The organism is Paraburkholderia sp. GAS32, assembly GCF_050434225.1.
GTDB lineage: Bacteria > Pseudomonadota > Gammaproteobacteria > Burkholderiales > Burkholderiaceae > Paraburkholderia > Paraburkholderia madseniana.
Genome location: NZ_JBNPVS010000021.1, coordinates 129,754 through 155,429 on the forward strand (window position 1 = coordinate 129,754; position 25,676 = coordinate 155,429).

The window sequence follows — 25,676 nt, forward strand, 5'->3', positions numbered from 1 at the left end:
TCACTCGCCCTCATTGCGGGCGAGTTGCAAGGGCGCGACGTTAGTGGCTTAGTGCCGCGGCAGGTGGCATTTCGGGCGCATGCACCGTGACGGTCTTGCGGACCTTGGCGACATCCGTCGCGCTGACCGTCGAACCGGTGTTGCCCCAACTGTGGCGCACGAAGTTCGTGACGTCGGCGACTTCCTGATCGTTCAGCCGCCAGCCGAAGGCCGGCATCGTGAACGAAGACGGCGCGGTCTTCGTGCCTTCGAGCGTATTGCCGGTCAGCAGGACGTGAATCAGCGAGGTCGCGTCCTTGCCCTGCACGACTGGATTACCGCCCAGTGCCGGGAACACGCGCGTGTAGCCGCGGCCGTCACTGCGGTGGCAGGCGGTGCAGTTGTCGCGGTAGACGGCGGCTCCTGGCGTTGTGGCGTCGCCGGTGCGCAGAGCGCGAGCCGCCGTATCGTTGTACACGTACGGCGTTTCCTTCGGATCGGTCGACGGCAGCGTCTTCAGGTAACGCGCAATCGCGGTCAGGTCGGCCTCGTTCATGTGCTGCATGCTGTGCTGCACGACGTCGGTCATGCCGCCGAATGCCGCGCTGTGCTGCGTGCGTCCGGCCTTCAGGAATCGCACGATATCGGCCTCGCTCCACGAACCGATGCCGGTGCGTGGATTAGCGCGCAGGCTCGACGGGACCCAGCCGTCGATCGCCGCGCCGCCTGCGAGAAACTCGGAGCCGTCGAGATCGCTCAGCGCGCGTTCCTGCATCGTCACTGCACGCGGTGTGTGACAGGCGCCGCAGTGGCCGAGGCCCTGCACGAGGTACGCACCGCGTGCAACCACCGGATCGGCATAGTGTTTCGAATTGAACGCCGCGGGATCAGGCGCGAACAGGTAACGCCAGATGCCGAGTGGCCAGCGCATCGACAGCGGCCAGACGATATCGACCGCACGGTTCGTCTGGTGCACCGGCGCGACACCTTGCGTGAAGTACGCATACAGCGCGTGCATGTCGTCATCGCTCAAACGCGCATACGACGGGTACGGCATCGCCGGATACAGCGTGTCGCCGTTCGGCCGCACACCGGCACGGACCGCGCGATCGAACTGCGCGAACGTCCATGAGCCGATGCCGGTGTTGCGATCGGGCGTGATGTTGGTCGAGTAGATCGCGCCGATCGGCGTGTCGAACTTCAGGCCGCCCGCGAAGGGTTTGCCGGATTGTGCCGTGTGACATGCAATGCAGTCACCGGCACGCGCGAGATACGCGCCGTGCGCGATCAACGTCGCGTCGGATTGAGGTGGGAGCGTTGCGGCTTGCGCGGCGAGCGGAACGGACAACGTAGCCGCCACGCAGAATGATGCAGCGCGCACGCGTCTGAATGCCTGACCCAGGCGTTTCGTATCGATCTTCTTCTTCATACGCTCACCAGCGGCCCGGGGTTCTTCAGATACTGCGTGCGAATCGCACGCGCCGACCAGTAGGCGAGCGCCGCGACGAGGCCGGTCGGGTTGTAGCCGATGCCTTGTGGGAACGCCGACGCGCCCATCACGAACACGTTGTGCACGTCCCAGCTTTGCAGGTAACGGTTCAACACGCTTGTCTTCGGATCGGTGCCCATGATCGCGCCACCGACGAGGTGAGTCGTTTGATAGCGGCGCGAATCGAAGTGCGCGCCGAATTCGCGCGTATAGACGCCGATGGACTTCGGCCCCATCTGCTGCGCGATCTTGTGCATCTGCCCGGTCACGTATTGCGCCATCTTGATGTCGTTGTCCTTCCAGTCGAAGGTCATGCGCAACAGCGGCTGGCCGTAGGAGTCGCGATAGGTCGGATCGAGATCGAGGAACACGTCGCGATACGACATGTTGGAGCCATGCGCGTCCATCGAAATGGTGTGTGCGTAGTGGTCCTTTACCGACTTCTTCCAGTCCACGCCCCAGTTGGGCGTGCCGGCCGGTGTCGCGATGCCGCTGATCGGTTTGGTGCCCGCCTGATTCACCCACAACGGCGAGCCGCCGACAAAGCCGAGCGGACCGTGATCGAAGTTATCTGCATTGAAGTCGTCGACGGCGACGCCGTTGCCGCCCGCGCCGATGAACGGATTGGTGAAGGTGTCCTTGTCGAAGAACGCGGTGATCGTCGAGAGGTTCTGATACGCGAAATTACGGCCGACGACGCCTTCGCCCGAGATCGGGTCATACGGCTTGCCGATACCTGACAGCAGAAGCAGGTGGACGTTGTGATACTGGAACGCCGCGACGATCACGAGATCCGCAGGCTGAAACACTTCGTTGCCCGCCGGATCGACGTACGTGACACCCTTGGCGCGCTTTTTCGTATCGTCGAGTTCGACGCGCAGCACGTGGCAACGCGAGCGCAGTTCGAAGTTTGGCGACTGCTTCAGCGCCGGCAGGATGTTCAGATTGGGCGACGCCTTCGAGTACATGTAGCACGCGTAGCCGCTGCAGAATCCGCAGAAGTTGCACGGTCCCATCTGCACGCCGTACGGGTTCGTGTACGGACCCGACGTATTCGCCGAAGGCAGGCGGTACGGGTGCAGTCCGATCTCGCGCGCGGCCTTGCCGAAGCGTTCGGCCGAGTAGGTGTTCAACTGCGCGGGGAGCGGGAAGTTGTCGCTGCGCGGCGCGTCGAACACGTTACCGTCGCCGACCACCTTGCCGTTGACCTTATAAGCCTGGCCCGAGGTGCCGAACACTTTCTCGGCGAAGTCGAAATGCGGTTCGAGTTCGTCGTAGCTGACGCCGTAGTCCTGGATCGTCATCCCGTCCGGAATGAAGCGCTTGCCGTAGCGTTCTTCATAGTGACTCTTCAGACGCAGTTCTTCCGGCGTGATGCGGAAATGCACGCCCGACCAGTGCAGCCCGGCGCCGCCGACGCCTTCGCCCGGCAGAAACGCGGCAAGCTGCCGGTAGGGCAGTGCCGCATCGCCGACGTTATGACGGATCGATACGGTGGTCTTGGAGAGGTCGAGGAACAGCTTCTTGCGGACGTTGTAGGTCAGCTCGTCAATCGTGTTCGGATATGCGCCGTCCGGATACGTGTCGCGATACTCGCCGCGTTCGAGCGCGACCACTTTGAGGCCGGCCTCGGTGAGTTCCTTCGCGAGGATCGCACCGGTCCAACCGAAGCCGACGATGACCGCGTCGACGTGCGGTTTGGTTTGTGTGGTCATCAGGTGCGCTTTCCTTCAATCGACACGGGGCCGTACGGATAGGCCTGACCGTTCTGGTTGACGAAGTCCATGAAATCGGCGCGCGCGCCGGGGAAGCCGATCATCTTCCAGCCGCCCATGTCGCGATTGCCGCCGTGGATCGGGTCGCAGAAATAGCCTTCGCGGGTGTTTTGCAGCAACTGGCCGAAGAAGACGCCGGCCGGGACGTCCGCGAGATCGATCTTTTCTGTCTCCAGCGCGGTGAGCACGGTGTCGCGTGTGGGTGCGTCGAGGGCGTCGAACGGATGCGCGTAGGTCTTCGTGCAGTAAGCGTTGACCGCCGCGATGCCGAGCCGGTACAGATCGCGTGGCACGAGCTTCAACTGATAGCCGAGTTCCGGCGCGCCTTGCGTGAATGGGCCCTGCATGTACCAGAGCGCGCCGTGCGCATACGGCGTGTCCATCTGCCGGTCGATGAACTCGGGCACGCCGGCTTCGACCGCGCCCGGGCCTTCGCTGTCCGATGGAATCAGGCGATCGACCGCCGCGTGGATGAACGCCCATTCCTTCGCGTCGAAGAAATGCGGCTTGTAGTCGGCGCCGGAGGGCTGGCCCGCGGAGGCGGTGCCGCTCGCGCCCTGAGCAGTCGTGGCGGATTGCTTGACTTCACAGCCGGCGAGGGTCCCGGCGGGAACCAGCGCAACGGCCGTGCGTAAGAAGCCGCGGCGGGAGGTAAGAGGAGAGTGAGCCATATTGTTCTTTATCGCGAGATGGGAGCGCGCCGTGCTGCACACGGGCGGTCGTCGGATTTCGGCGCCATAGTAAATGGAACCGGTTCCAAAGTGTCTCTACTTTTTTACAATAAGCTGTTTCATGAAGTGATTAAATGTCCTCTTGAAGGAAATATGTCTTTCAAATCATAGGTGTTTTTTAGCCTGTGTGGCCTCTGGGCGGCCCAGGCGGAGCGATGTGAAACTGACGCGAAAAAGCGACGTTTTCGCACAGGCATGGCTATGAGCGGCCGTTCGAGTGGACGTGGTTTACCCGCGCTTACAGCACGCTGACGATGGCGAGCGGTCGCCGGTCGGGCCTGAGACGGCCATACGGGGCACGTGAATCCCGCTATATCTTCCAGCCCTATTGCGCCGGCTCCGGCGCGGGAATACTTTTCGCCTGCCGCAAACGCGCGAAAACAGACGAAGCCTACAAATTGAAAGAAATTCCGCGCTGAAGGGCTCTTTTCGACGCCCGTGCCTCGCGCTGCCTGGGGCACACATCACGACGACCATCAAGGAGACAAGCTGTGCTTCCCGCAACCATGCCGATCAACGTTGGCAATACCGCTTTCATGCTGCTGTGCGCGAGCCTCGTCATGCTGATGACGCCGGGTCTCGCGTTTTTCTACGGCGGCCTAGTCGAACGCAAGAACGTGCTGGCGATCATGATGCAGAGCTTCATCTCGCTCGCGTGGACAACCGTGCTGTGGTTCGCGTTCGGCTACTCGATGTGCTTCGGCCCAAGCTGGCACGGCATCATTGGTGACCCGACCTACTATGCGTTCCTGCGCGGCATTACGCTGCAAACGATGTACACGGGCAATGACGCGGGCATTCCGCTGGTGGTCCACGTCGCCTATCAGATGATGTTTGCGATCATCACGCCGGCGCTGATCACAGGTGCGTTCACCAACCGCGTGACGTTCAAGGCGTACTTCCTGTTTCTGACCGGCTGGCTGGTGCTGGTGTATTTCCCGTTCGTGCACATGGTCTGGAGTCCGGATGGACTGTTCGCGAAGTGGGGTGTGCTCGATTACGCGGGCGGCATTGTGGTCCACAACACCGCCGGATTCGCCGCGCTAGCGTCGGTGTTGTATGTGGGACGCCGTCAGACCCTCACGCACAAGCCGCACAACGTGCCGTTGATCGCGCTCGGCACGGGTCTGCTGTGGTTCGGCTGGTATGGTTTTAACGCCGGCTCCGAGCTGCGCGTCGACGCCATCACGGCCTCGTCTTTCCTTAACACCGACGTCGCCGCTTCGTTCGCTGCCATTGCGTGGCTGCTGATCGAATGGGCCAACGCACGGCAGCCGAAATTCATCGGCTTGCTGACCGGCTCGGTCGCCGGCCTTGCGACCATCACGCCCGCGGCCGGCTATGTGTCGTTGAGCACCGCCGCGATAATCGGCATTTCTGCCGGTGTGATCTGTTATTACGCTGTTGCGCTGAAAAACCGGCTTGGCCTCGACGACGCGCTCGACGTGTGGGGCGTGCATGGCGTGGGAGGTCTTGTCGGTACCGTTCTGCTCGGCGTGTTCGCGTCGAAAGCGTGGAATCCGAATGGCGCGGATGGCCTGCTGTTAGGTGGCGGCGCTTTCTTCGTCAAGCAATGCGTGGCGGTATGTGTGTCCGGCGTCTGGGCGTTCGTGTTCACGTGGGGCATGTTGTGGCTGATCAACCGCGTGACACCCGTTAAGGTCGGTGAAGCCGCCGCGCAGCACGGGCTCGATACCGAGTTGCATGGCGAAGTGGCTTATCTGGACGCGTAAGCAAAAGCACAAGGTGAGAAGAGAGCGGGACGCTTGCGTCCCGCTCTCTTTTCTACGTTCACATTGAGTCGAGTACGAAAGTTTCCTGATTCCTTCGAGCTGCTACGTCCGTCGGCCCTTACAGGGGGAGGCATCGATTCCATTCCCGGTTGCTTTCAGCCACTGTCGACGTTTCAACTCCTGGTGGTGCCATAAGCAGCCAGCCTCCCGGAGAAATGAAGAACAAACCCGAGCAATGCCAATGCGCCGCCGAATATGCACGCTGTGTGCCATCCACCTAGTCGCCAACTGAGACTTGCTCCCCAGGAACCCGCGGCACCGCCTACGAACATGCCGCTCATGAATAGCGTGTTGAGTCGGCTTCTTGCCTCCGGGCGAAGTGCGTACACCACATGTTGGTTGGAGATGAGAGCCGACTGCTCACCGAAGTCCAACAGGATGATGCCGACGATCAGGCCAACGAGGCTGCCCCAAAGGCCGAGAACCGCGTATGACAGCAGCATGATCAGACAACCAAGCCCGATAACGGCATGAGGTCCACGACGATCGGCGACACGGCCGGCAAGTGGGGCAATCAGAATACCGGCCGCACCAACGATCCCCATGAGGCCTGCGACATCAGCCCCCAAGCCGAAGGCTTCATGCAGACGCAATGCCAGAATCGTCCATAGCCCAATAAAGGAGCCGAACATCGCGGCTTGAATACACGTTGCACGGCGCAGTGACGGTTCTTCTCGCCACAACTCGATGAGTGACTTCATGAGACGAAAGTAGCTGTGACTTGTCTTGGGTTCACTGTGTGGGAGTTTGACTAGCAACATGACCCAGATAATGGCGGTCATCGCGGCCCCTAGCCAAAACGTGGCACGCCAGCCCCAATGATCGGCAGTAAATCCGCCGACGGCCCGTCCCAGCAGAATGCCGCAAAGCAGGCCGCTCATCACGGTACCGACGACCTGGCCACGGCGATTGGATCCGGCTAGTTCTGCCGCGAACGGTACGACTTGTTGGGCAACAGATCCTGAAATACCTACTACTGCTGAAGCGACTACCAGCAACCAGGCATTCGGGGCTGCAGCAAGGCATACCAACGCCACGACTAACACTGCCGTTTGCCCGAGAATCAATTTTCTCCGATCAATCCGGTCTCCCAGAGGTACCAGAAAAAACAGACCACAGGCGAAACCCAGTTGTGTCGCCGTCGGAACCAGATTGACGAGGCCAACCGATCGTGGGAAAGCCTGCTGCAATAGTTCCAGGATCGGCTGGTTGTAGTAAATATTAGCGACGAAGACACCGCAGGCAACCGCCATCACCATCAGCAATGAACTGTCCAGGTGATGTGTTAACCCGGGCTCTTCAGGGGCGGCGGACTGCGCCGGAGATTCGCTACCAACTGTATTGGGTGACATGTCCAGACTCACGACGTAGTACAGGGACCTTCATCGTGATGCAGCGCACACAAGAAGTCTTTGGCCTACAATTTCAGACGTCTGAAATCCCTGTTGATCCCCGAAATCTCGCCGTGTGACATTGACAAATGCCTACAGGTACAAAGACTCGCCATGAAAGGCCGTCGAAGGGCCCGGACTCCCGCGACGACGATATGGTTGCTTTCGGCAGCTACCAGTTGTTCCCACGTTTGCGGCTATTGTTAAGAGACGGTGTACGACTGGACGTAGGTGAGCGTGCGCTGGACGTGTTAGTCCAGCTTGTCAGTACGGCAGGCCAGGTCGTATCCAAAGATTCGCTTCTTTCCCGGATATGGTCGAAGGAGGTCATCGAGGAAAACAGCTTGCAGGCGCAGATCTCGTCGTTGCGAAAAATACTGGGGGATGATCGGGACCTTATCGCGACGGAATTCGGTCGAGGCTATCGTTTTACAGGTTCAGTGCAGGCGCATCGGGCTGTCACGTCGTCCATAGGCGCACCTCAACCACGAGTTGGCCTGCCGAGCCCACGGTCTCCTTTGATCGGCCGCGTCGAGGAGCTATTGGAATTAAACCGGCTGCTGGCTACCCAAACGCTATGTACGCTCACAGGCCCTGCCGGCATAGGTAAGACCCGCCTGGCGATAGAGGCCGCGTCAGAATCCAGCCCCTGTTTTCCCGACGGGGTTTACTTCGCCGACTTGTCGCAACTAAGCGCAGCCTCAGTATCGCCAGCTATTTCGAGCGCGTTGGCGGGGCTTGCTGGGACAAGCACACAACAGTTGGCGTCTCACCCGGGAAGGGCACTACTGGTCGTTGATAACTGCGAACACGTTACGTCGGCCTGTGCAGCGGCCCTTGAGCGGGTTCTGGAATCTGATCCGCAACTGAGCGTGCTGCTCACCAGCCAGACCCCATTGGGGCTGGACGGTGAGCAGGTCTACCGGCTCAGTCCTCTCACGTTACCTCCGCGCACCATCAACGCAGCAAACGCAAGAAGCTATAGTGCGGTTGAACTGTTTGTCCGCCGTGTAACTTCCGCGGACTATCACTTCGAGCTTACGGAAACGAACGTAGAGCAGGTTACGACGTTATGCAGGGCGCTCGATGGGGTTCCACTGGCATTGGAAATCGCTGCAGCTCGCGTGCCATCGTTGGGTCTCGCAGCGGTCACCGAAGATTTAGCCCTTTCGTCCGGATTGCTTGCCGCTCAGAAACGCCAGACCCCAGGTCGCCATCGGACGCTTGGTGACGCGCTGCAGTGGAGTTACCAATTACTCGACTCCGTGGAACAAGCGGTGTTCCAGGAGCTGGCCATTTTCCCTGCCGATTTCACCGTTGCTGCCGCAGAACGTATCGTATCCACCAATCTGGAAAAGCCCACCCGACTGGTTGATGTGCTTTGCAGCCTCGTTGACAAGTCGCTGATCACGTTGCAGGCCGGAACCCCGCCGATTCGCTATCGCTATCTAACCATGCTGCGGGCATACGCCCTGGAGCAGCTTGCGAACCGCACGGCGGCCATGACTGAAAAGCATGCTCGCTTCGTTGAGCAATTGACTTCTCAAGCCCAACGGGATTGGACGTCGCTACCCACGACGCAATGGAAGCGACAATACGAACACCACATTGACGATATCAGGGCCGCTCTTGACTGGTCATTGTCAGATAGTAAGCGCCGTGCCTCGGGTCTGCTCATTCTCGCGAACTCCGCCCCATTCTGGATACAACTATCACTCTACGACGAGTGTCGCCTGCGGATTACGAACGTACTGGAAGAAACGAAAATTCCTCCCGTTGAAGAGCGCCAGGAGATGATGATCCAGACCGCACTGGCCACTTCGCTGACCTGGTCACGTGGACCCGTTCCGGCTAATGGGCGGGCCTGGAGCAGGGCCAGCGATCTCGCGCTCCGGCTGGACGACGCGGAAACGCAACTGCAGGCTGAATACGGTCTATGGCTTTATCATCTCCGCAGCGGTTACTACGCACAGGCCCTCCAGCACGGGAAAAACATGGCAGATCTAGCCGCGAGTCATCGCGATCAAGCGGCACTTCTGACGGCACGTCGTTTGATTGGGACATCTCATCATTTTCTGGGAAATCACACTGAAGCTTTGTCTGAAATTGAGTGCATGCTCGACAGTTATACGCGCGACGAACGTCATGGCTCCCATTTAAGATTTGGAATGGACCAGCGCGTGGCAGGTTGGGCCTTTCTTTCGCGCATTCTGTGGGTAATGGGAAACACGGCAAAAGCGCGACGGGCTGCCCAGATAGCGATTGACGAGGCGATGGCATTGGATCACGCCTGCACCCTATGCTGTGCCCTTGCGGAGGGAAGCTGTAACGTGGGAGCACTTTCGGGAGACGTAGAAGGCGTCAAGCGTGCGTCCCAGCAGCTTATCCAGGTGGCAGGAACTCACGGTCTGGACTTTTGGGGACTCTATGGTTCGGCTTTTTCACTTTGGGCGAAAGTATTCCAGGATCCGAACGCTGTCTCTTTCGTCGAGCTTCGATCGACACTGGAGACGCTGCAAGCCCGTGGATTTGATCCGGCTTATTCCGTTTTCTTATCCGACTTTGCGAGCGCAATGCTGGAACAGGGCCGTATGCGAGAAGCAGTCAGCCTCATTAATGCCCGGCTGGCAGGCGACGCTACTGGACAGTTTTGGAACGCCCCGGAACTGATGAGAGTCAAGTCTCGGACGCTATCGGAGAAGACGTCATCTCGGCGAGCGCCACGGGCGTTGATTTTGCAGCAAGCGTTGACGCTGGCGCGCGCTCAGGGCGCCAAGGCGTGGGAGCTAAGACTCACGAACGAACATGTCGCATAGGCGCCCGGCGTAATGCGGTATCACCCGTTTGCCGCGCCGAGCGCTTCGCCGAAGCGGGACATGCCCGCGAGCGGGCCCGTTTCCGTCGATTCGACCAGGTAGTCTAGGAAGGCCCGCACAGAGGGTGACGTGCGTCGCGCGCGTTCGAAGAGCACATTCACAGGTGCAGGCATAGTCTCGTAGTCCTGCAGGATACGCCGCAGCCGGCCGCACTCGATGTCGGCTGCCACTTGCCACGACGGGGCGCGCACGATGCCCGCACCGTCGATCGCCGCGGCCGCGAGCACGTCGAGCGCGTTGGCCCAGAGGCGACCTGTAATGCGGGCGGAATGACGGGTGCCTGCGGACTTGAAGCGCCAATCAACGGGGCCAGGCTGGTCGGAGAAAACGAGGCAGTCGTGCCGGCGCAGCTCGTCAGGCGAGCAAGGCGCGCCGCGGCGTTCGATATAAGACGGCGCGGCGCAAACGACCATGCGCACGTCACCGAGCTTGCGTGCCACGAGCGCCGAATCGGGCAGGCGGCCCACACGAATCGCGAGGTGGATGTCCTCCTCGATGAGATTCACGGCGCGGTCGATCAGCAGCAGCTCGACCGAAACTGCGGTGTGGCGCGCAAGGAAGCACGGCAAGAGCGGCGCGATGACGGTTCGGCCGAGCAGCGTGGGCACAGCGATGCGCAAACGGCCCGCCGGCTCGCTCTGGCCCGCGCTGAGCAACGTGCCCACTTCGTCCAGCTCGGCAAGGATCGACTTCGCGCGCTCGAAAAAGAGGCGCCCCTCGTTTGTCAGCGCAATGTGCCGTGTCGTGCGACGCAGCAGCTGCATGCCGAATTGCTTCTCGAGCGCCGACAAGTGGCGACTCACCGAAGTCAGCGACATCGGAATCGCACGGGCGGCTGCAGACAGACTGCCGGTTTCCACCACTCGGACAAACACGTTCATCGCGTCGAATCGGTCCATCGGTCACCCTTCCTTAAATCGCAAGAGTCATTGCCGCTGGATGACGCTACTCCCGATTTTAGAAATAGTCTAGATTCCCCTTTGAGCAAACCGCAAAAGCCCTCGCGCCGCGCCTTGGATCGAGCGCGCGAGCACTTCGAACATTTCCGGCAAAGGATGGACGCAGATGAAACAGTCGATCTACTGGGTCATGGCACTCGCAGCCGGGCTCGTCGTCGCCAACAACTATTACAACCAGCCGCTGCTGGTCGATTTCGCGCACACGTTCAGGGCTACCGAACCTCAGGCCGGCGCGGTTTCAATCGCCGCGCAGGCTGGTTATGCGCTCGGCCTGCTCCTGTTCATTCCGCTGGGCGACAAGGTTGAGCTTCGCAAGCTCTTCGCGCTCACGTTGGCGGCGGCCGTCGTCGCGCTCGTCGCGATGGCGGCGGCACCCACGCTGCCTTGGGCCGTGGCAGCCAGCTTTGTCGCGAGCATGGCGAGTGTGGCACCGCAACTGCTCACGCCTTATGCGGCGCAGATTGCAGGTCCCCAAGGCCGCGGCAAGGCCGTTGGAATCGTGATGTTCGGCCTGCTTTGCGGCATCCTCGTCTCTCGCACTGTATCGGGCACGATCGCCGCACATTTCGGATGGCGTACCGTCTACGCCTTCGCGGCAGTCGCGACGGTGGCCGTTGCCGCCATGCTTGCGCGCGTGCTGCCACGCGTCGAGCCGACCTTCTCGGGCAGCTATGGCGCGTTGATGCGTTCGCTGCTTACGCTGCTGCGCGAGGAACCCGTGGTACGGCAGACCGCTTCGATCGCCGCGTTGCAATTCGCCGCATTCAGCGCCTTCTGGACGACGCTCGCGTTTCAGCTGCATGGCCTCGACGCCCGTTACGGCAGCGAGACAGCCGGATTGTTCGGGCTCGTCGGCGTCGCCGGCGCGAGCGCGTCCTATGCCGCGGGAAAGCTGGCCGATGCGCGCGATCCGCGTCGTGTCATTCTCGCCGCCAGCCTCGTCTTCGTCGCCTCGTATGCGCTACTTGCCTGGAAAGGCGCTAGCATCGGCGGGCTAATCGTCGGCGTGGTCCTGCTCGATCTCGGCCTGCAAAGCGCGCATGTCTCGAACATGGCGCGCAACCTTGCGGTTCGGAGCACTGCGATGAGCCGCGCCAACACGCTTTATATGACGATCCGCTTTGCGGGCGGTGCGATCGGCGCAACGCTTGGCAACTATGCGTGGAGCGTATGGCATTGGTCGGGTGTTTGCGGCGTTGGGCTCGTCTGTGCCAGCGCCTCGATACTGTTGCAGATCACTCCCGCGTCTGGTCAGCGATGGCTTGCGGTGGAGCGCGAGAAAAGCGCCGACCCGAACGTGAGTGAAGCGCGATAGGCGATCTAGCGTTCGAATCAAACTGATCGCACTGCCTTAGGCGTATGGATGGACTGCTCGCTGATCACGACGATGGCAGGAGCAATACCGACGTAGGTAACAACGTTCATTGATGCTCATAGCAAACCTCACCTATTGTTCGAAGCAGCCGCTTCAGGGGCGAGACACGCCGACGGGTAGGATAGAGGCAAATCGGGCGTTAAAAAGGCGGGGACTTTGCTCGCGGAGCGGTCACCGCTTTATTCAAATGTAGGAAAAGGCAATGCCTTTGCACTCTCAAATGTAAAACGCAGCACCATGGAAAACCTCCTCAAAAAGCTCGACCTCACCTCGCTGCGCCTGTTCGTCGCCGTCTGCCAGGAGCAGAACATCGCGCGCGCGGCTGAGCGTGAGTTCATCGCCTCGTCCGCAGTGAGTCGGCGCATTGCCGAAATCGAGGCGCTGATCGGCTTGCCGGTGATTCAGCGCCAGTCGCGCGGCATTACGGTGACGCCGGTCGGCGAGACCGTGCTGCGCTATGCGCTGGCGATCATCGGCAACATCGAACAGATGAGCGCGGAGTTGTCGCGCTTTTCGTCGGGGGCGAAGGGGCGGGTGCGGGTGGTGGCGAATCTCTCGTCGATCGTGCAGTTTTTGCCGGAGGACGTGGCGGCTTTCGGGCGCGCGTTTCCGGAGGTGTCGATCGAACTGGAGGAGGAGAACAGCGCCGACGTGCTGCGTATCGTCGACGAACACGGCGCCGACTTTGGCATCTGCAATCCGGTGGCGGGCAGTGAAGCCTTCGAGCAGGTGGCGTATCGGGAAGACCGACTGGCGGTGCTGGTGCCGGGCGGCCATCGTCTGGCCTCCGCTTCGCGCGTGGCCTTCGACGAGTTGCTCGACGACAGCTTCGTCGGCCTGCGCAGCGAGAGTGCGCTGACCAAACTTCTCGCACAGCAGGCGGCCAGCGCAGGGCGGCAGATCGACGTCAAGATCCGCGTCAGCAGCCTCGATGCGCTGTGCCGGATGGTCCATGCCGGCCTTGGCATCGCAATCGTGCCCGAGCAGGTGGGGCTGCTCTATGTGAACGCGCTCGACGTGCGCCTGCTGTCCTTGAGCGACGCCTGGGCGGTGCGGCATCTCATCATGATCTTCAAGTCGCGAGATCAGTTAAGCGCCAGCGCGGCGGCACTGGTGGGGTTCCTCGGCAGCAAGCCCTAGCCCGCAGGGCGCCTCGCACCATTCTCCAAACGAGACGTCTGTGTTGCTGGACCGGCACTTCGGCATTGCCTGCGCGCGCCGTATAGTGGGCGCAAGGAGAATGCTCATGAGCGATACGATTCGTCTGGACGGCCGCGTGCTGTACCTGTCACAGGACCCCGCGGTGATCGAGGCGCAACTCGCCGGCGAAAATTTCACGCGCGCCACTGCCGGTGCGCTGCGCGATAACGTGTCCACCGACGAAATCACACCGGTCACCGTCATGCTCACCTATGACGAACGCCTCGGCCAATATCCGTACGTCGGCTTCAAGGCCTGCGAGCGCATGCCGATCGGCCGCCATGCGGTCAAGAACGGTGGCTTCCAGGTGACGGTGGCGGGCAAGCGCTACGGCAAGGGGTCGTCGCGCGAATCGAGCCCGTTGGCGGAGTTGTCAGCGGGTATTCGCCTGATCGTCGCGGAGAGTTTCGAGCGTATCTATCAGCAGAACTGCGACAACATCGGCATTCTCACGACCACCGATTTCTCCGTGCTCGATCGTCTGATCGCAGGGGAGACGGTGCCGATCGACGAGTTTCTCAAAGGCCGCGATGCGCTCACGCAGCAGATCATTCGCAGCGGTGGCTTGCTTGCGTACAGCAAGTTCGCGAACTGGCCGGCGCCGCGTGTGCGGGAGATGGCAAACCCGGCAAACGCGGCCAACGCAGCGAATGCGGCAAGCACCGCCGAACCGAAGACGCTGGTCGAGAAGATCATCGAGCGCCATCTTCATCCCGGCATTGAAAGCGCGCAGCGCGGCGACGGCGTGTTCATCGCCGCCGACTGGCGCTTCAGCCACGACTACTTCACCGGCATGTGCGCGCATCTCATGCATCGCGCGTTCGGCAAGCCCGCGCCGCTGCATGCGCCGGATCACATCATCGCGTTCCAGGATCACCTGGTGCTCGCTTCGCAAAGCATTCCGCACGTGCGCGACGGATTGCTGCCGGGCGTTGCCAATCTGATGGAAGGGCACACGTCGTTCTCGCGCGACTATCCGGTGCGCTCGCACGGCGCGCTCGACAACTCGCCGGGTTCGGAAGGCATCTGTCATGCGTTGATGGCCGAGCAGTACGCATTGCCAGGACAGGTTGCATGCGGCACCGACTCGCATACGCCGCATTCCGGCGCGCTCGGCTGCCTTGCATTCGGTGCGGGCGCAACGGAAATCGCCAATAGCTGGGTGACGGGCTACGTGCGTTGCAAGGTGCCCGAGACCTTGCGCATTGAAATCGACGGCACGTTGCGCGACGGCGTCACTGCGAAGGACCTCGTGCTGCACCTGTTGCAGATGGACGCGATCCGCTCGGGCGGCGCGATTGGCCTCGTGTTCGAGTATGGCGGCGCCGCGGTGCGCGCGATGTCGATCGACGAACGCGCCACGCTCACCAACATGGTCGCGGAACTGGGCGGATTCACGGGCATCGTGGAACCGGACGAACGCACCGTGGCGTTCCTGAAGGAGCGTCGCGGTGTCGATTTCGCCCTTGAAAACTGGATGAAAAGCGATGCGGGCGCCACGTATCGCGACACGATCCGCATCGACGCCACCGCCATCGAACCGATGCTCGCGCGTCCGGGCGACCCGGGCAATGGCGTGCCGGCGCCGCAACTGGAGCAGGACGTGGCGATCGATATCGCGTATGGCGGCTCGTGTACGGCGGGCAAGCGCGAAGACTTCGACTTCTATCACGAGGTATTGCGCTGGGGCGTGGAGCAGGGCATGCATGTGCCCGAGGGCACGCGTCTCTTCCTGCAATTCGGCACCATGGCCGTGCGCGCCTACTGCGAGAACCAGGGCTATTTGCCGGTTTTCGAGCGCGCGGGCGTGACGCTCGTGATGCCGGGCTGCGGTTCGTGCGCGAACTGCGGACCAGGTCAGTCGGCCGATGCGAACGAGGTGACGATCAGCGCGATCAACCGCAATTTCCCCGGCCGCTCGGGGCCGGGCAACGTGTGGCTCGCGAGCCCGTACACCGTTGCGGCGAGCGCGCTGGCCGGAAAAATCACCACCTTCGAACAATTGAAGCACGCGCGCCGCTAGAATGCTGGCCGGACCTTGCGGCCCGGCATCGCGGTGCGTGTGACATACGAAAGTACCCAAGGCCGACACAAGACCGGCCGCGGCGAGCATCATCGTGCATCGCCTGAATGACCTGCATCACCAGGAGACAAACAATATGGCATCCCTCGATCACGCCGGGTCCGTCGCGCGCAGCGCCGGCGGCGCGGCGTCTTCCGCAAGCGCAACTGCTGCGGCGTCCGCTGCATCCACCACGCTCGACGCCGGCAGCATCTCCGCGCGCCTCGACCGGCTGCCCGCCACGCGTTCCGTGTGGAAGCTGGTGGTGCTGCTGAGCCTCGGCTTCTTCTTCGAACTGTACGACCTTCTGTACTCGGGCTACGTTGCGCCTGGTCTCGTCAAAAGCGGCCTGCTGACCGCAACGACGCACGGCCTGTTCGGCTCGACTGGCGTTGCGAGTTTCATCGCCGCGTTGTTCAGCGGGCTGTTCATCGGCACGATCGCGTGCGGCTTTCTGGCGGATCGCTTCGGCCGCCGCGCCGTGTTCACGTATTCGCTGCTGTGGTACACGGCGGCCAACGTCGTAATGGCGTTTCAGGAAACGGCGACGGGTTTGAACTTCTGGCGCTTCGTGGCGGGCGTCGGTATCGGCGTCGAACTCGTGACGATCGGCACATATATCTCGGAGCTGGTGCCCAAGCAGATTCGTGGCCGCGCTTTCGCATGCGAGCAGGCCGTTGGTTTTACGGCCGTCCCGGTGGTGGCTTTTCTCTCTTATCTATTGGTGCCGCGCACGCTGTTCGGCCTCGACGGCTGGCGCTGGGTGGTGCTGATCGGCGCACACGGTGCGCTGTTTGTCTGGTGGATCCGGCGCGCGTTGCCGGAAAGCCCGCGTTGGCTTGCGCAACAAGGGCGTCTCGCCGAAGCCGATCGCGTGATGAGCGAACTCGAAGCGAAAGTACGCAGCGAATACGGCCGTGAACTGCCGCCGCCGGCGCCGCCCGCGCCGGTCGCGCCGCGCGGCAGCTTCCGCGATATGTGGGTGCCGCCGTACCGCAGCCGCACGCTGATGATGACGATCTTCAATATCTTCCAGACTGTCGGTTTTTACGGCTTTGCGAACTGGGTGCCGACGCTGCTGATCAAGCAGGGCATTACGATCACCACGAGCCTGATGTACTCGAGCGTGATCGCGTTGGCCGCGCCTATCGGTCCGGTGATCGGACTTTTCATCGGAGACCGCTTCGAGCGCAAGACGGTGATCGTGGTAATGGCGGCGGTGAATATCGTGTGCGGTTTGTGGTTCAGCCAGGCGTCTGGTGCGGTGTTGCTGGTGAGCCTTGGTGTGTGTCTGACGCTCGCGGGCAACATCATTTCGTACAGCTACCATGCGTATCAGACCGAGCTTTTTCCGACCAGTATCCGCGCGCGGGCGGTGGGTTTCGTCTATTCGTGGAGCCGCTTCTCGGCGATTTTCACGGCCTTTCTGATCGCGGCCGTGTTGAAGCACTTCGGGACGACTGGTGTGTTTGTGTTCATCGCCGGGGCAATGCTGATTGTGATGCTGGCGATCGGCTTGATGGGGCCGCGGACGAAGGGGCTCGAGCTGGAGAAGATTTCCAGGTAGTCGGGCGTGGGGCACGAATGAGTGCTCCCGACTCATCCAGACGGCCCAGGCAAGAAGAACGGCCGACCCGCTGCTGACAGTCATGAATCCGGCACCGGAATGGTCAACATCCGCCCACCGATATCAAGCGGCTGCTGAAGTCTGCCTATGTGCAATAAAGTCAATTTCGACGAGCGCGTCACGCGCCAATCCAGTCACGCCGATGCAAGTCCGCGCCGGCAATTTCGCAGGCGGGAAATAGGCAGCATAGACCGCGTTCATCGTCGCGTAATCGCGTTTGAACTCGGTTAGAAAGATCCGCGCGGAGACGACATCTTCGAGCCCAAGCCCGATCCCCTTTAACACGAGAACCAGATTGTCCATCACCCGGGTTGTCTGTGCGGCAACACCTTCGGGAAGCGGGGCGTTGTCATCGTCAGGCGATGTCGGCATCTGGCCAGTGAGAAACACCCAGCCGTGCTGCTCGGTGGCATGAGAAAAGGGACCGACTGGCGTAGGCGCATCCTCAACCATCCAGAATCTCGTCGATAAATCCATCTACCGTAACTCCATGAACAAAGAAAAGCGTCGTACGCGTACGACGCCTGGCAGCGCCATAGCGAACGTCACACAATAATTAATCCGCGAACAAGGCCTTGCGGATAATCGCGTGCATCCCCCAGTTGCCGTCGACAACCTGTGTCACGCCGAAGTCGACCGCAACCGACATCAACGAGATTGCTTCATCTTCGGTGAGACCCTTGGTCGTCATCAGAAAGCGGCGCGTCTTGATGAACGCGTCGCGCATCGCGAGGTCTAGCGTCGACTTTTCGTAGACCTTGCTCTGCGCGTGCGTGCCGAATTCAGTCAGATAGTTTGCATGGCTGAAGCCGTGCAGCACCCACTCTTCGGGGGTTTCGACGAGCGGATACGTGAGGTCCGCATACGGTTGACCGGCAAGTGTCGCTCTCTTGTGCAACACCAGTTGGAAGTCGCCGGTCAGCGAGCATTCGATGGCGGTCCCACACAGCTCCGAATCGCCCTGCGACGCGTGCGGATCCCCGACTGACAGCAACGCGCCGGGAACGCCAATCGGCAGATAGACGCTTGCGCCCTGCGCGACGCGCCAGTTGTCCAGGTTGCCGCCGAACGCGGACGGCGGGATCGAATCGATGAGGCCGTCCTGTTGCGGCGCGACCGCGATCAGGCCGAAATGCGGGCGCACGGGAATCTTGACACCCTTCAGGATCCCGTGATTCTCCTCGACCGTCGAATGGTCGACGGGCACGCCCGGATAATCGATCGTTGCATGCACCACACCGAACGGATCGCGCTGCGGCGTCCAGCGGTAGTTGTAGACCGCACGTGCATATGGCGGACCGTCGTGCGGCTGCGGCTCGGCGTCGAGTTCATAAATCGTGACAACTTCGCGCGGTTTAGGCTCGGTCAACAGCTCGCGGTAATGGAAGCCCCACCACGCGGCCGCATTGCTGCCGAACGCGCGCCCGCTGAATTGCGGATTCGCGCAGCGCCGCGGATGTACATCGAGAATCCTGACTTCCAATACGTCGCCCGGTTCGGCGCCGCGCACCGCGATCGGACCAGTGCAGATATGCACCCCGAACCCTTCGCCGGCGCCGCGTCCGTAGATCGATGCATCGATCGGTCCGGCACCGCGCCGGTTCACGTTCTTGCGCTCTGCGGTCCAGTGGAACACGCTTTCGGCGCCTGGGTCACCGGCAACCATGCGCGCCCAGTCGTCCGATGCATGCTGCGTCAGCGTCTCTATCGTCACGGTATCGCCGCTGTCGACTTCGAGCACCGGCTTCAGGTCGTGCGAAAAATAGCCCCAGTGCACCGTGTTTGCCGTCGCACGCAACAGGTGGTGGCGCGGCTTGCCCGGCCGGCGGGCGACGCCCCTTGTGGACTCGGTCCGCGTCTCGACGGTGGGGCTGGCCACGACCGTACCCGCATCGTCGAGCGTTGCTTCCCGCGGCCGCGCTTGCGCGCTGGCCTGCGCCGCGGCTTGCGCATGGAGCAGCAGCGCTTCCGTGTTGAACGGCAGTCCGCGCGAAATGCGCTGCACCAGATGCCGGGCCAGATCCAAGCTCGCTTCGTTACGGAAGGCACGCGGCGAGGTGTGATACTGGTCGCGAAACGCACGGCTGAAATGCGCGGGATCGTTGAAACCCCAACGGAAGCAGATATCCGAGATCGACATCTTTTCGTGTAGCGGATCGACTAGTTCGGCCCTGCAACGTTCGAGGCGGCGCAGCCGCAAATAGGTGGAGAAGCTCTGGCCAGCGGTTTCGAACAGCTTTTGCAGGTAGCGCTGCGAGACGCGCTCTTCTGTGGCGAGAAGCGCGAGACTGATTTTCGGGTCGCTGAGCCGCTCATCGATACTGCGGCAAACGCGCGAGAAGATGGCCGCCTGCGACGATGTCAGCCCGCTGATCGGCGTTTCGCGCTGATGCACTGCGAGAATCGCTACCAGGAACTCAATCAGCGCGAGTTCAAGCGGACGCAACTCGTTGGCCGACAACGTGTCCACGCTTTCCGCCAGCGACGCCAGAAAACCGGAAAACACATGTCCGATGCCGGCATCTCCGGCGATCCGCCCGGCACACATCGACGACGGCGCAAGCAGCCGCCCTCTGATCGCCGCACGCGGTATACGCACGACAAAGGCGCGGAAATCCGTGGCGAAAACCAGCGAGCAACCCTCGCGTGACGGCAGATAGACGAGGTCGTTCAACGTCAGGGGCTGGCGTCGGCCGTCGGCGAGCAGCGTCGCCACGCCGTCAAGGTGCAGCATGATCAGCACGCTGTCGCCGCCGGCAGCATTCGGCTCGAGCGTCTGCGCAACGGACGCCAGCAGGCTCAGATCGAAGCCCCCGACCGACCGCTGCGTCTGGATCGTCCCGTGCAACGCTCGTGCCGGAGGTATCGCGCCGCTACGCCATCCCATCCTGTCGAGCGCTTCCCGCCAGGCGCGCAGCCGTTCGACTTCCGGATAGGATTCGGTAGTAAAGCGCAGCAGATCCAAGTGGACTCCAGGGCCGATGCCTGCGGCGCGAGCGCGTGGCAGGGCGCCCGCTACCCTTGGATGGATTCGGGGAGCCGGACGGGTCATCGCAGAAGAGCAATATTCGCGCCATCGCACGTCGACTGCATCGATGATGCCCGGCCGGCCCTGAGCGGCAGCGCGCGCGAGGCCGCCACAGTCGTGCGCGAGACCGCACCAGCAGCGCGCATATGCACCGTGCCGATGCATCCGGCACGCCAGCCCTTGTGGGCTCCGCATCGCCTCGCGGCCCACACGGGAACGCTCAGTCCCCCGCGCCGTCGACGAAGACATTCTTGCGAATCGAGCCATGCACGCCCCAGTTGCCGTCGACAACTTGCGTGACGCCGAAATCCGCGGCGACCGACATCAGCGCGATGGCCTCGTCCTCGCTCAGCCTGTGTACGGTCATCAGGAAGCGGCGCAGCTTGCGAAACGCGTCGCGCATCGCCTTGTCGAGGCTGGAGTGCTGTGCCACCTCGATCTGTCCGGCCGGGCCGAGTGCCGCCAGGTAGTTCGGGAAGGTGAAGCCGTACACCGACCATTGGTCGTCGGTTTCCAGCATCGGGTGCGTGAGGCCTTCGAGGATCGTGCCGCCCAGGTCGTTCTTTTTGTGCAGCACGAATTCGAAGTCCCCCGTCAACGAGGTCTCGATCGCGGTACCGCCGAGCTCGCTGTCGCCCTGAGCCGCATGCGGATCGCCGACCGAAAAGAATGCGCCTTCGACGGCGACCGGGTAATACATCCGTGCCCCCTTGCCGACACGCCAGTCGTCGATATTGCCGCCGGTGTAGCTGGGTGGATTGGAGCTGACGTAGTCGGCCTCCGTCGGCGCCAGCCCCATCGTGCCGAAATGCAGCCTGGCCGGCACCTTCACGTTCGACAGGATGTTCTCTCGCTTGCGAACCAGCGAATGATCGACCTTCACGCCCGGATAATCGATCATCGCATGAACGACGCCGTCCGGATCGGTCTGCGGCGTCCACACGTAGTTGTAGACCGCACGTGCGAACGGCTCGCCGGAGGTATCGAGCTCGAAGATCGTCACGACTTCACGCGGCTTCGGCTCCTCGATCAGATCGCGATAGTGGAAGCCCCAGGATGCGGCGACGTTCGAACCGAAACAACGGCCGCGATAACACGCATTGCAGCTCGGCCTCGGCCGTACGTCGAGAATCCGCACTTCGAGCACGTCGCCGGGCTCGGCCCCTTCAATCGCGACCGGCCCGGTCAGCAGATGCACGCCGACACCTTCGCCCGAACCTAGCGTAAAGGGTCCGTCGGTTGGCCCCGCGCCGCGGCGCGGCATGGCCTTGTGCTCCCGGGTCCAGTGAAAGATGCTTTCGGCGCCGGGGTCGCCCGCGACCATGCGTTCGTGATCGTCGTTTGCATGGTGTGTCAGCGTCTCGATCGTGATCCGGTCGCCGGAGCGCACCGTCAACGCCGGCTCGACTTTTTTGCTGAAGTAACCCCAATGAACCGTTTCGGGCGACACGGGGAGAGTATGGTGCTTCATGTTTGTTCGAACCTCGTAAGGCGCCGGGCGCAAAGGGCCGGGCGATGCTGAATGGCGCGTGCCGTCACGACGCGACTTTGAGTCGGTCGTCGGCGCCCATCACGCTCAAGAATCGCGCCGTCAAAGGATGGCGTGGGTGTGTGAGCACTTCGTGCGCAGGCCCCTGTTCGACCACCGCGCCGCCGCTCATGAACACGACGCGATCCGCGACCTGATCGGCGAAGCGTAACTGGTGCGTTGAGATGATCATCGTCAGACCGCCTTCGTTCACGAGCCGCTGGATTACGTCGAGTACTTCGCCGACGAGTTCGGGGTCGAGCGCGGACGTCGGTTCGTCGAGCAACAGCACGCGAGGATTGGGCGCAAGCGCGCGGGCGATCGCGACGCGCTGCTGTTGGCCACCGGACAGATGGCGCGGCAACGCATCGGCGCGATGACTGAGGCCGACGCGTTCGAGCAGTTCGCGCGCGCGGCGCTCGGCATCGGCGGGCGCCATGCCGTGCACCCAGCGCAACGGCCCCGCGATGTTCTCGCACGCCGTCAGATGACTGAACAGGTTGAAATGCTGGAACACCATGCCGACACCGGCACTCGCACGCTCGTTGGCGATATCGCCCTGGGTCATCTGCTGACCATCGACCCGAAAACCGAGGCGCTTGCCGGCGATGCGGATTTCCCCCGAATCCCACTGCTCCAGGTGATTGATACAGCGCAGCAGCGTGCTTTTGCCCGATCCGCTTGGCCCGAGCAGCGCAATAACCTCGCCGAAGCGGACTGTGAGGTCGAAACCGTCGAGTACCGTCTGCCCGCCGTAACGCTTGCGCAGACCCTTCACCTGCACGGTCGCGCTCTGCTTTTGGAGCGCCGTGTAGCGCTGCGCGCGCTCTGCGTGAAGGTCATCCGCGTTGGGCATGGGCGACGGCGTCGGTCCGAACGGCGCATCGACGGGTAGCGTCGGGGCTGCGCCGGTCGAGTTCGCCGCAATCCCGGCGCGGCGCCACGGCAGCAGCCCTGCGAAGCGCCCGGACGGGCTACGATCGAGATCGAGCGCGGTTTCGGCGAACAACTGGATCGCGGCGATCACGCCTGTCAGCACGAGATACACCAGCCCGGACGCGAAGAAGATCGAAAAGAAATCGAACGTCGACGACGCGAGCTGGGTGCTGCGCAAGGTCAGTTCGTCGACCGCGATCACGGAGGCCAGCGACGAGTTTTTCAACGCGCTGACCGACTCGTTCCCGAGCGCCGGGATCATCGTGCGGATGGCCTGCGGCGCGATCACACGGCGCAGCAGCACGGTCGGCGTCATGCCGAGCGCCTGCCCCGCGAGCAGTTGCCCGCGGTCGATGCCGAGCACGCCAGCGCGCAGGATCTCCGCGATGAACGGCCCCTCGTTCGCCGCGAGCGCGAGACCCGCTGCGCCCATCGCGCTCAACTTCAGCCCGATGTGCGGCAGCGCGTCGTACGCGAACACGAGTTGCAGGATCAGCGGCGTGCCGCGAAAAATCACTGTGTAGCCGCGCGCGATCGCGGCGAGCGGCCCCACCTTGCTCAGTTGCATGCTCGCGAGCACCAGTCCCACGATCAGACCGCCCGCGAGCCCGAGGGCCGTGACTGCGATCGTAAAACCGATGCCGCTCAGCAGATACGGCAGGCCGAGATAGTGCAGAAACAGATTCATCAGTTCGAGGCAATCAGCTTGGGGGTTTCGAGGTTTTCAACACCGAGCGACCACTTCTTCAGCAAGTCAGTCTGGATGCCGGCCTTCTGGATCGCGACAAGCGCTGCCATCACGGCTGCGCGCATTGCCGGATTAGTTTTCGGAACGCCGATACCGATCGAATACGGCAGTGTCACTGCACTAGCTTTTTCGAGTTGGTTCGGATACGCCTTGACCGCCTGGTCCACCGTGTTCACATCGTTGATGTACGTGTCCGCGCGGCCCGAGAGAATCGCCTGGATCGCGTTCGCGTTGTTGTCATACAGCTGCACGGCCGCTTCCGACTTGTTCGCCGCCTTGCAGGCCGGCGCAAGATTCTGGATCAGCGGCACTTCAACGTAGCCGGTGTTCTCTGCGGCAGTCGTGCCGCACATTGTCGGGTTGATGCCGCTGATCTTCTTCGGATTTCCCTTCGCGACGAGCACGCCGTCGAACACTTTCGAATAGGTGATGAAGTCCGCCGCCTTCGCGCGCTCTTCGGTCGCATAGATGTCGGAGATTACGATGTCGGCCTGGCCGCTTTGCAGCGTGGTCAGCAGCGCCGCGAACGAGACAGGCTTGTACGCCATCTTGAAGCCAAGACAGTTGCCGATCGCTTCGCCGAGGTCGATGTCGAAGCCGATGTATTTACTCGGGTCGTTCGGGTCCAGCGCTTCATAGCCCGGCGTGTGTGGGTTGATCGCGTTGATTAGCGTCTTGCCCTTGAATTGCGGGTATTTCGCCTGCAGCGCCGCGCATTCGGCAGGCGCCGGCGCGGCAGCTTGTGCGTGACTCGAGATCAGCAGCGCCAGCAGACTGACGGCGCCAAGAACCAGCTCGCGCCAGCGGCGGGCAAGACCGCCTGCGCGCAGCACTCCATGCCCGTGATCGACAAGATTGATATACATCCCGGAACTCCCTGAGCGGCAGATGGCAATGGCCCACACCATGTACGCCTTGTTGCATCGCACCAGTGCAAGGGTAGATAGACGAAATTCCGCATACTTGTTCCAGCGCGCACAAATGTTTGCACAGAGGCGAAGGAGGTTGGCATACAGCGAACCGCAATCGAGCGTCACACGAAAGATCGATCAGTAGATCTTCCGCGCGACCGAAATGCCATTTCGCCGCCGACGCTCCGGAGGAGGCGACAACACTGACTATCCAGGACTTCGAGGGGGGCGTGCGAGCCGGCGCCGAGTTCGTCGAGCGTCCGGCGCTGCGATGGATGAGAACACGCAATCGGTGCAGCGCGTGACCAACGTCATGGACGAAACCGCCGCAGCGTCCCTCGAGCAGGGCAAGGGCAGCTAACTGAGCAGAACGGACCTTCGAAAGTCCGGCCGAGATAGGCAGTCGAGTCGCTCTCAGATTTCACTGGTGCGTAGCTACTACCTGTCGAGAGACCTCTGACCTCCGCACACACGAACCCTTCCGTTAAACCGAGGGCGCGGCGGAAAGTCAGTTGTCGTCTGATCGGACTGGCGGGCGCTCATGCGGTACCGGCTCGTCTTTATCTGCGTCCCGTGCAGATGACTCGGCCTGCGGCGCCGCGGCAGGAAGCGGCTTGTCTCGCGGCGAAGGTGGCTCGGCGGATTTTGTGGCGGGGTCTGACGGCATCGCGTTCTCCCGGTGACTGGGGAAAATCCCCACGACTACACTAGCACTGAACATCCACGGTGGCTTGCGCGCGGAACTGCTTGAGCGCGGGCCGCGCATGGGTGGCGGATGCTACGATGGCTGGAAATTGCCGCAGAGGTCTCAATGCAAAGCCCCGCTCTGTTCCACGTGCTTCTCGACCACCTCGAAGCGAACGGCACCCAGCCTATCGATATTCAGCGGTTTGTCGATCGGTGGCACCGACTTCGATCGCACGAAGCGTTTCCATGCCCAGTCTGCTACCTCGCCGGCGAGGAGCAGCCGCTCGCAGCATTGCCGGCGCAAGGTAACTTCGAGCCATTCAAATGCCCAGGTTGTCGGACGCGGTTCGACGTACCAATCGACGGGTAACGCCACGTTTTCCGAAATGAAGGGAACAGGGCAAAACGCCGGTTTCCACGAGCGCATCGGCATGAGACCAAGATCGTGCTACTCCCGTAAAACGCATAATCAAAGGGAACCCCTAGTCTTACTGTGTCAATAAAAAGCGATACCTGGTAGTATGAAGTAATAGAGACTGCGGGCGATCGCAATGACAGAAGAGATCGATGAATTTGAAGCG

General features: G+C 61.9%; 17 protein-coding genes. 6 read left to right on the plus strand and 11 right to left on the minus strand.

Annotated elements, in window-relative coordinates:
- Positions 1–40 precede the first annotated feature (40 nt).
- From P3T25_RS24460 to P3T25_RS24470, 3 genes are read right to left on the minus strand one after another with little or no spacing between them, the layout of a single operon-like run.
- A complete protein-coding gene (locus P3T25_RS24460; protein WP_429359132.1) occupies positions 41–1,408 on the minus strand; it encodes a c-type cytochrome in 1,368 nt (455 codons plus the stop codon).
- Positions 1,405–3,183, minus strand: a complete 1,779-nt coding sequence (locus tag P3T25_RS24465) for a GMC family oxidoreductase (protein ID WP_171927359.1) — start codon at positions 3,181–3,183, stop codon at positions 1,405–1,407. The genes P3T25_RS24460 and P3T25_RS24465 overlap by 4 nt, the downstream gene beginning before the upstream one ends.
- Complete coding sequence (locus tag P3T25_RS24470) at positions 3,183–3,914, minus strand: gluconate 2-dehydrogenase subunit 3 family protein (RefSeq protein ID WP_429359133.1); 732 nt, start codon at positions 3,912–3,914, stop codon at positions 3,183–3,185. Before P3T25_RS24470 ends, P3T25_RS24465 begins: the two co-directional genes overlap by 1 nt.
- A gap of 551 nt (positions 3,915–4,465) precedes the next feature.
- On the opposite strand from P3T25_RS24470, the gene P3T25_RS24475 reads away from it, so the two are divergent.
- Complete coding sequence (locus tag P3T25_RS24475; RefSeq protein WP_429359134.1) at positions 4,466–5,707, plus strand: ammonium transporter; 1,242 nt, start codon at positions 4,466–4,468, stop codon at positions 5,705–5,707.
- 173 nt (positions 5,708–5,880) lie between these two features.
- Here P3T25_RS24475 and P3T25_RS24480 read toward each other — a convergent pair whose 3' ends face one another.
- On the minus strand, positions 5,881–7,119 hold the full coding sequence (locus P3T25_RS24480; RefSeq protein ID WP_266239649.1) for an MFS transporter: 1,239 nt from the start codon (positions 7,117–7,119) through the stop codon (positions 5,881–5,883).
- 194 nt (positions 7,120–7,313) lie between these two features.
- Between P3T25_RS24480 and P3T25_RS24485 the strand changes: the two genes are divergently transcribed.
- Positions 7,314–9,974 (plus strand): winged helix-turn-helix domain-containing protein, encoded by a 2,661-nt coding sequence (locus P3T25_RS24485; protein ID WP_429359135.1) that lies wholly within the window; start codon positions 7,314–7,316, stop codon positions 9,972–9,974.
- Positions 9,975–9,994: 20 nt separating this feature from the next.
- On the opposite strand, the gene P3T25_RS24490 is transcribed toward P3T25_RS24485, so the two are convergent.
- Positions 9,995–10,933, minus strand: coding sequence for a LysR family transcriptional regulator (locus P3T25_RS24490; RefSeq protein ID WP_429359136.1), 939 nt, complete (start codon positions 10,931–10,933; stop codon positions 9,995–9,997).
- 166 nt (positions 10,934–11,099) lie between these two features.
- On the opposite strand from P3T25_RS24490, the gene P3T25_RS24495 reads away from it, so the two are divergent.
- The 4 genes from P3T25_RS24495 to P3T25_RS24510 all read left to right on the plus strand — a co-directional run bounded on the left by P3T25_RS24495 (position 11,100) and on the right by P3T25_RS24510 (position 17,197).
- Positions 11,100–12,308, plus strand: coding sequence for an MFS transporter (locus P3T25_RS24495; RefSeq protein WP_429359137.1), 1,209 nt, complete (start codon positions 11,100–11,102; stop codon positions 12,306–12,308).
- A gap of 297 nt (positions 12,309–12,605) precedes the next feature.
- On the plus strand, positions 12,606–13,508 hold the full coding sequence (locus P3T25_RS24500; protein ID WP_154566161.1) for a LysR family transcriptional regulator: 903 nt from the start codon (positions 12,606–12,608) through the stop codon (positions 13,506–13,508).
- 106 nt (positions 13,509–13,614) lie between these two features.
- Entirely contained in the window at positions 13,615–15,591 is a 1,977-nt protein-coding gene (locus P3T25_RS24505) for an aconitase family protein (protein ID WP_429359138.1), read from the plus strand.
- A 136-nt stretch (positions 15,592–15,727) separates the two neighbouring features.
- Positions 15,728–17,197, plus strand: coding sequence for an MFS transporter (locus tag P3T25_RS24510; RefSeq protein WP_429359139.1), 1,470 nt, complete (start codon positions 15,728–15,730; stop codon positions 17,195–17,197).
- Positions 17,198–17,320: 123 nt separating this feature from the next.
- Here P3T25_RS24510 and P3T25_RS24515 read toward each other — a convergent pair whose 3' ends face one another.
- The 6 genes from P3T25_RS24515 to P3T25_RS24540 form a co-directional block, all read right to left on the minus strand.
- Entirely contained in the window at positions 17,321–17,734 is a 414-nt protein-coding gene (locus tag P3T25_RS24515) for a RidA family protein (RefSeq protein WP_154566164.1), read from the minus strand.
- Positions 17,735–17,813: 79 nt separating this feature from the next.
- Positions 17,814–20,222: an acetamidase/formamidase family protein gene (locus tag P3T25_RS24520; protein ID WP_154566165.1), complete on the minus strand. Its 2,409-nt coding sequence runs from the start codon at positions 20,220–20,222 to the stop codon at positions 17,814–17,816.
- 283 nt (positions 20,223–20,505) lie between these two features.
- Positions 20,506–21,756: an acetamidase/formamidase family protein gene (locus tag P3T25_RS24525; protein WP_171929281.1), complete on the minus strand. Its 1,251-nt coding sequence runs from the start codon at positions 21,754–21,756 to the stop codon at positions 20,506–20,508.
- A gap of 64 nt (positions 21,757–21,820) precedes the next feature.
- A complete protein-coding gene (locus P3T25_RS24530) occupies positions 21,821–23,437 on the minus strand; it encodes an amino acid ABC transporter permease/ATP-binding protein (protein ID WP_429359140.1) in 1,617 nt (538 codons plus the stop codon).
- Positions 23,437–24,363 carry an ABC transporter substrate-binding protein gene (locus P3T25_RS24535; RefSeq protein WP_266239639.1) on the minus strand — a complete coding sequence of 309 codons (927 nt, stop codon included), beginning with the start codon at positions 24,361–24,363 and terminating at the stop codon, positions 23,437–23,439. The genes P3T25_RS24530 and P3T25_RS24535 overlap by 1 nt, the downstream gene beginning before the upstream one ends.
- A gap of 853 nt (positions 24,364–25,216) precedes the next feature.
- Entirely contained in the window at positions 25,217–25,528 is a 312-nt protein-coding gene (locus tag P3T25_RS24540) for a hypothetical protein (RefSeq protein WP_154566169.1), read from the minus strand.
- Positions 25,529–25,676 lie beyond the last annotated feature (148 nt).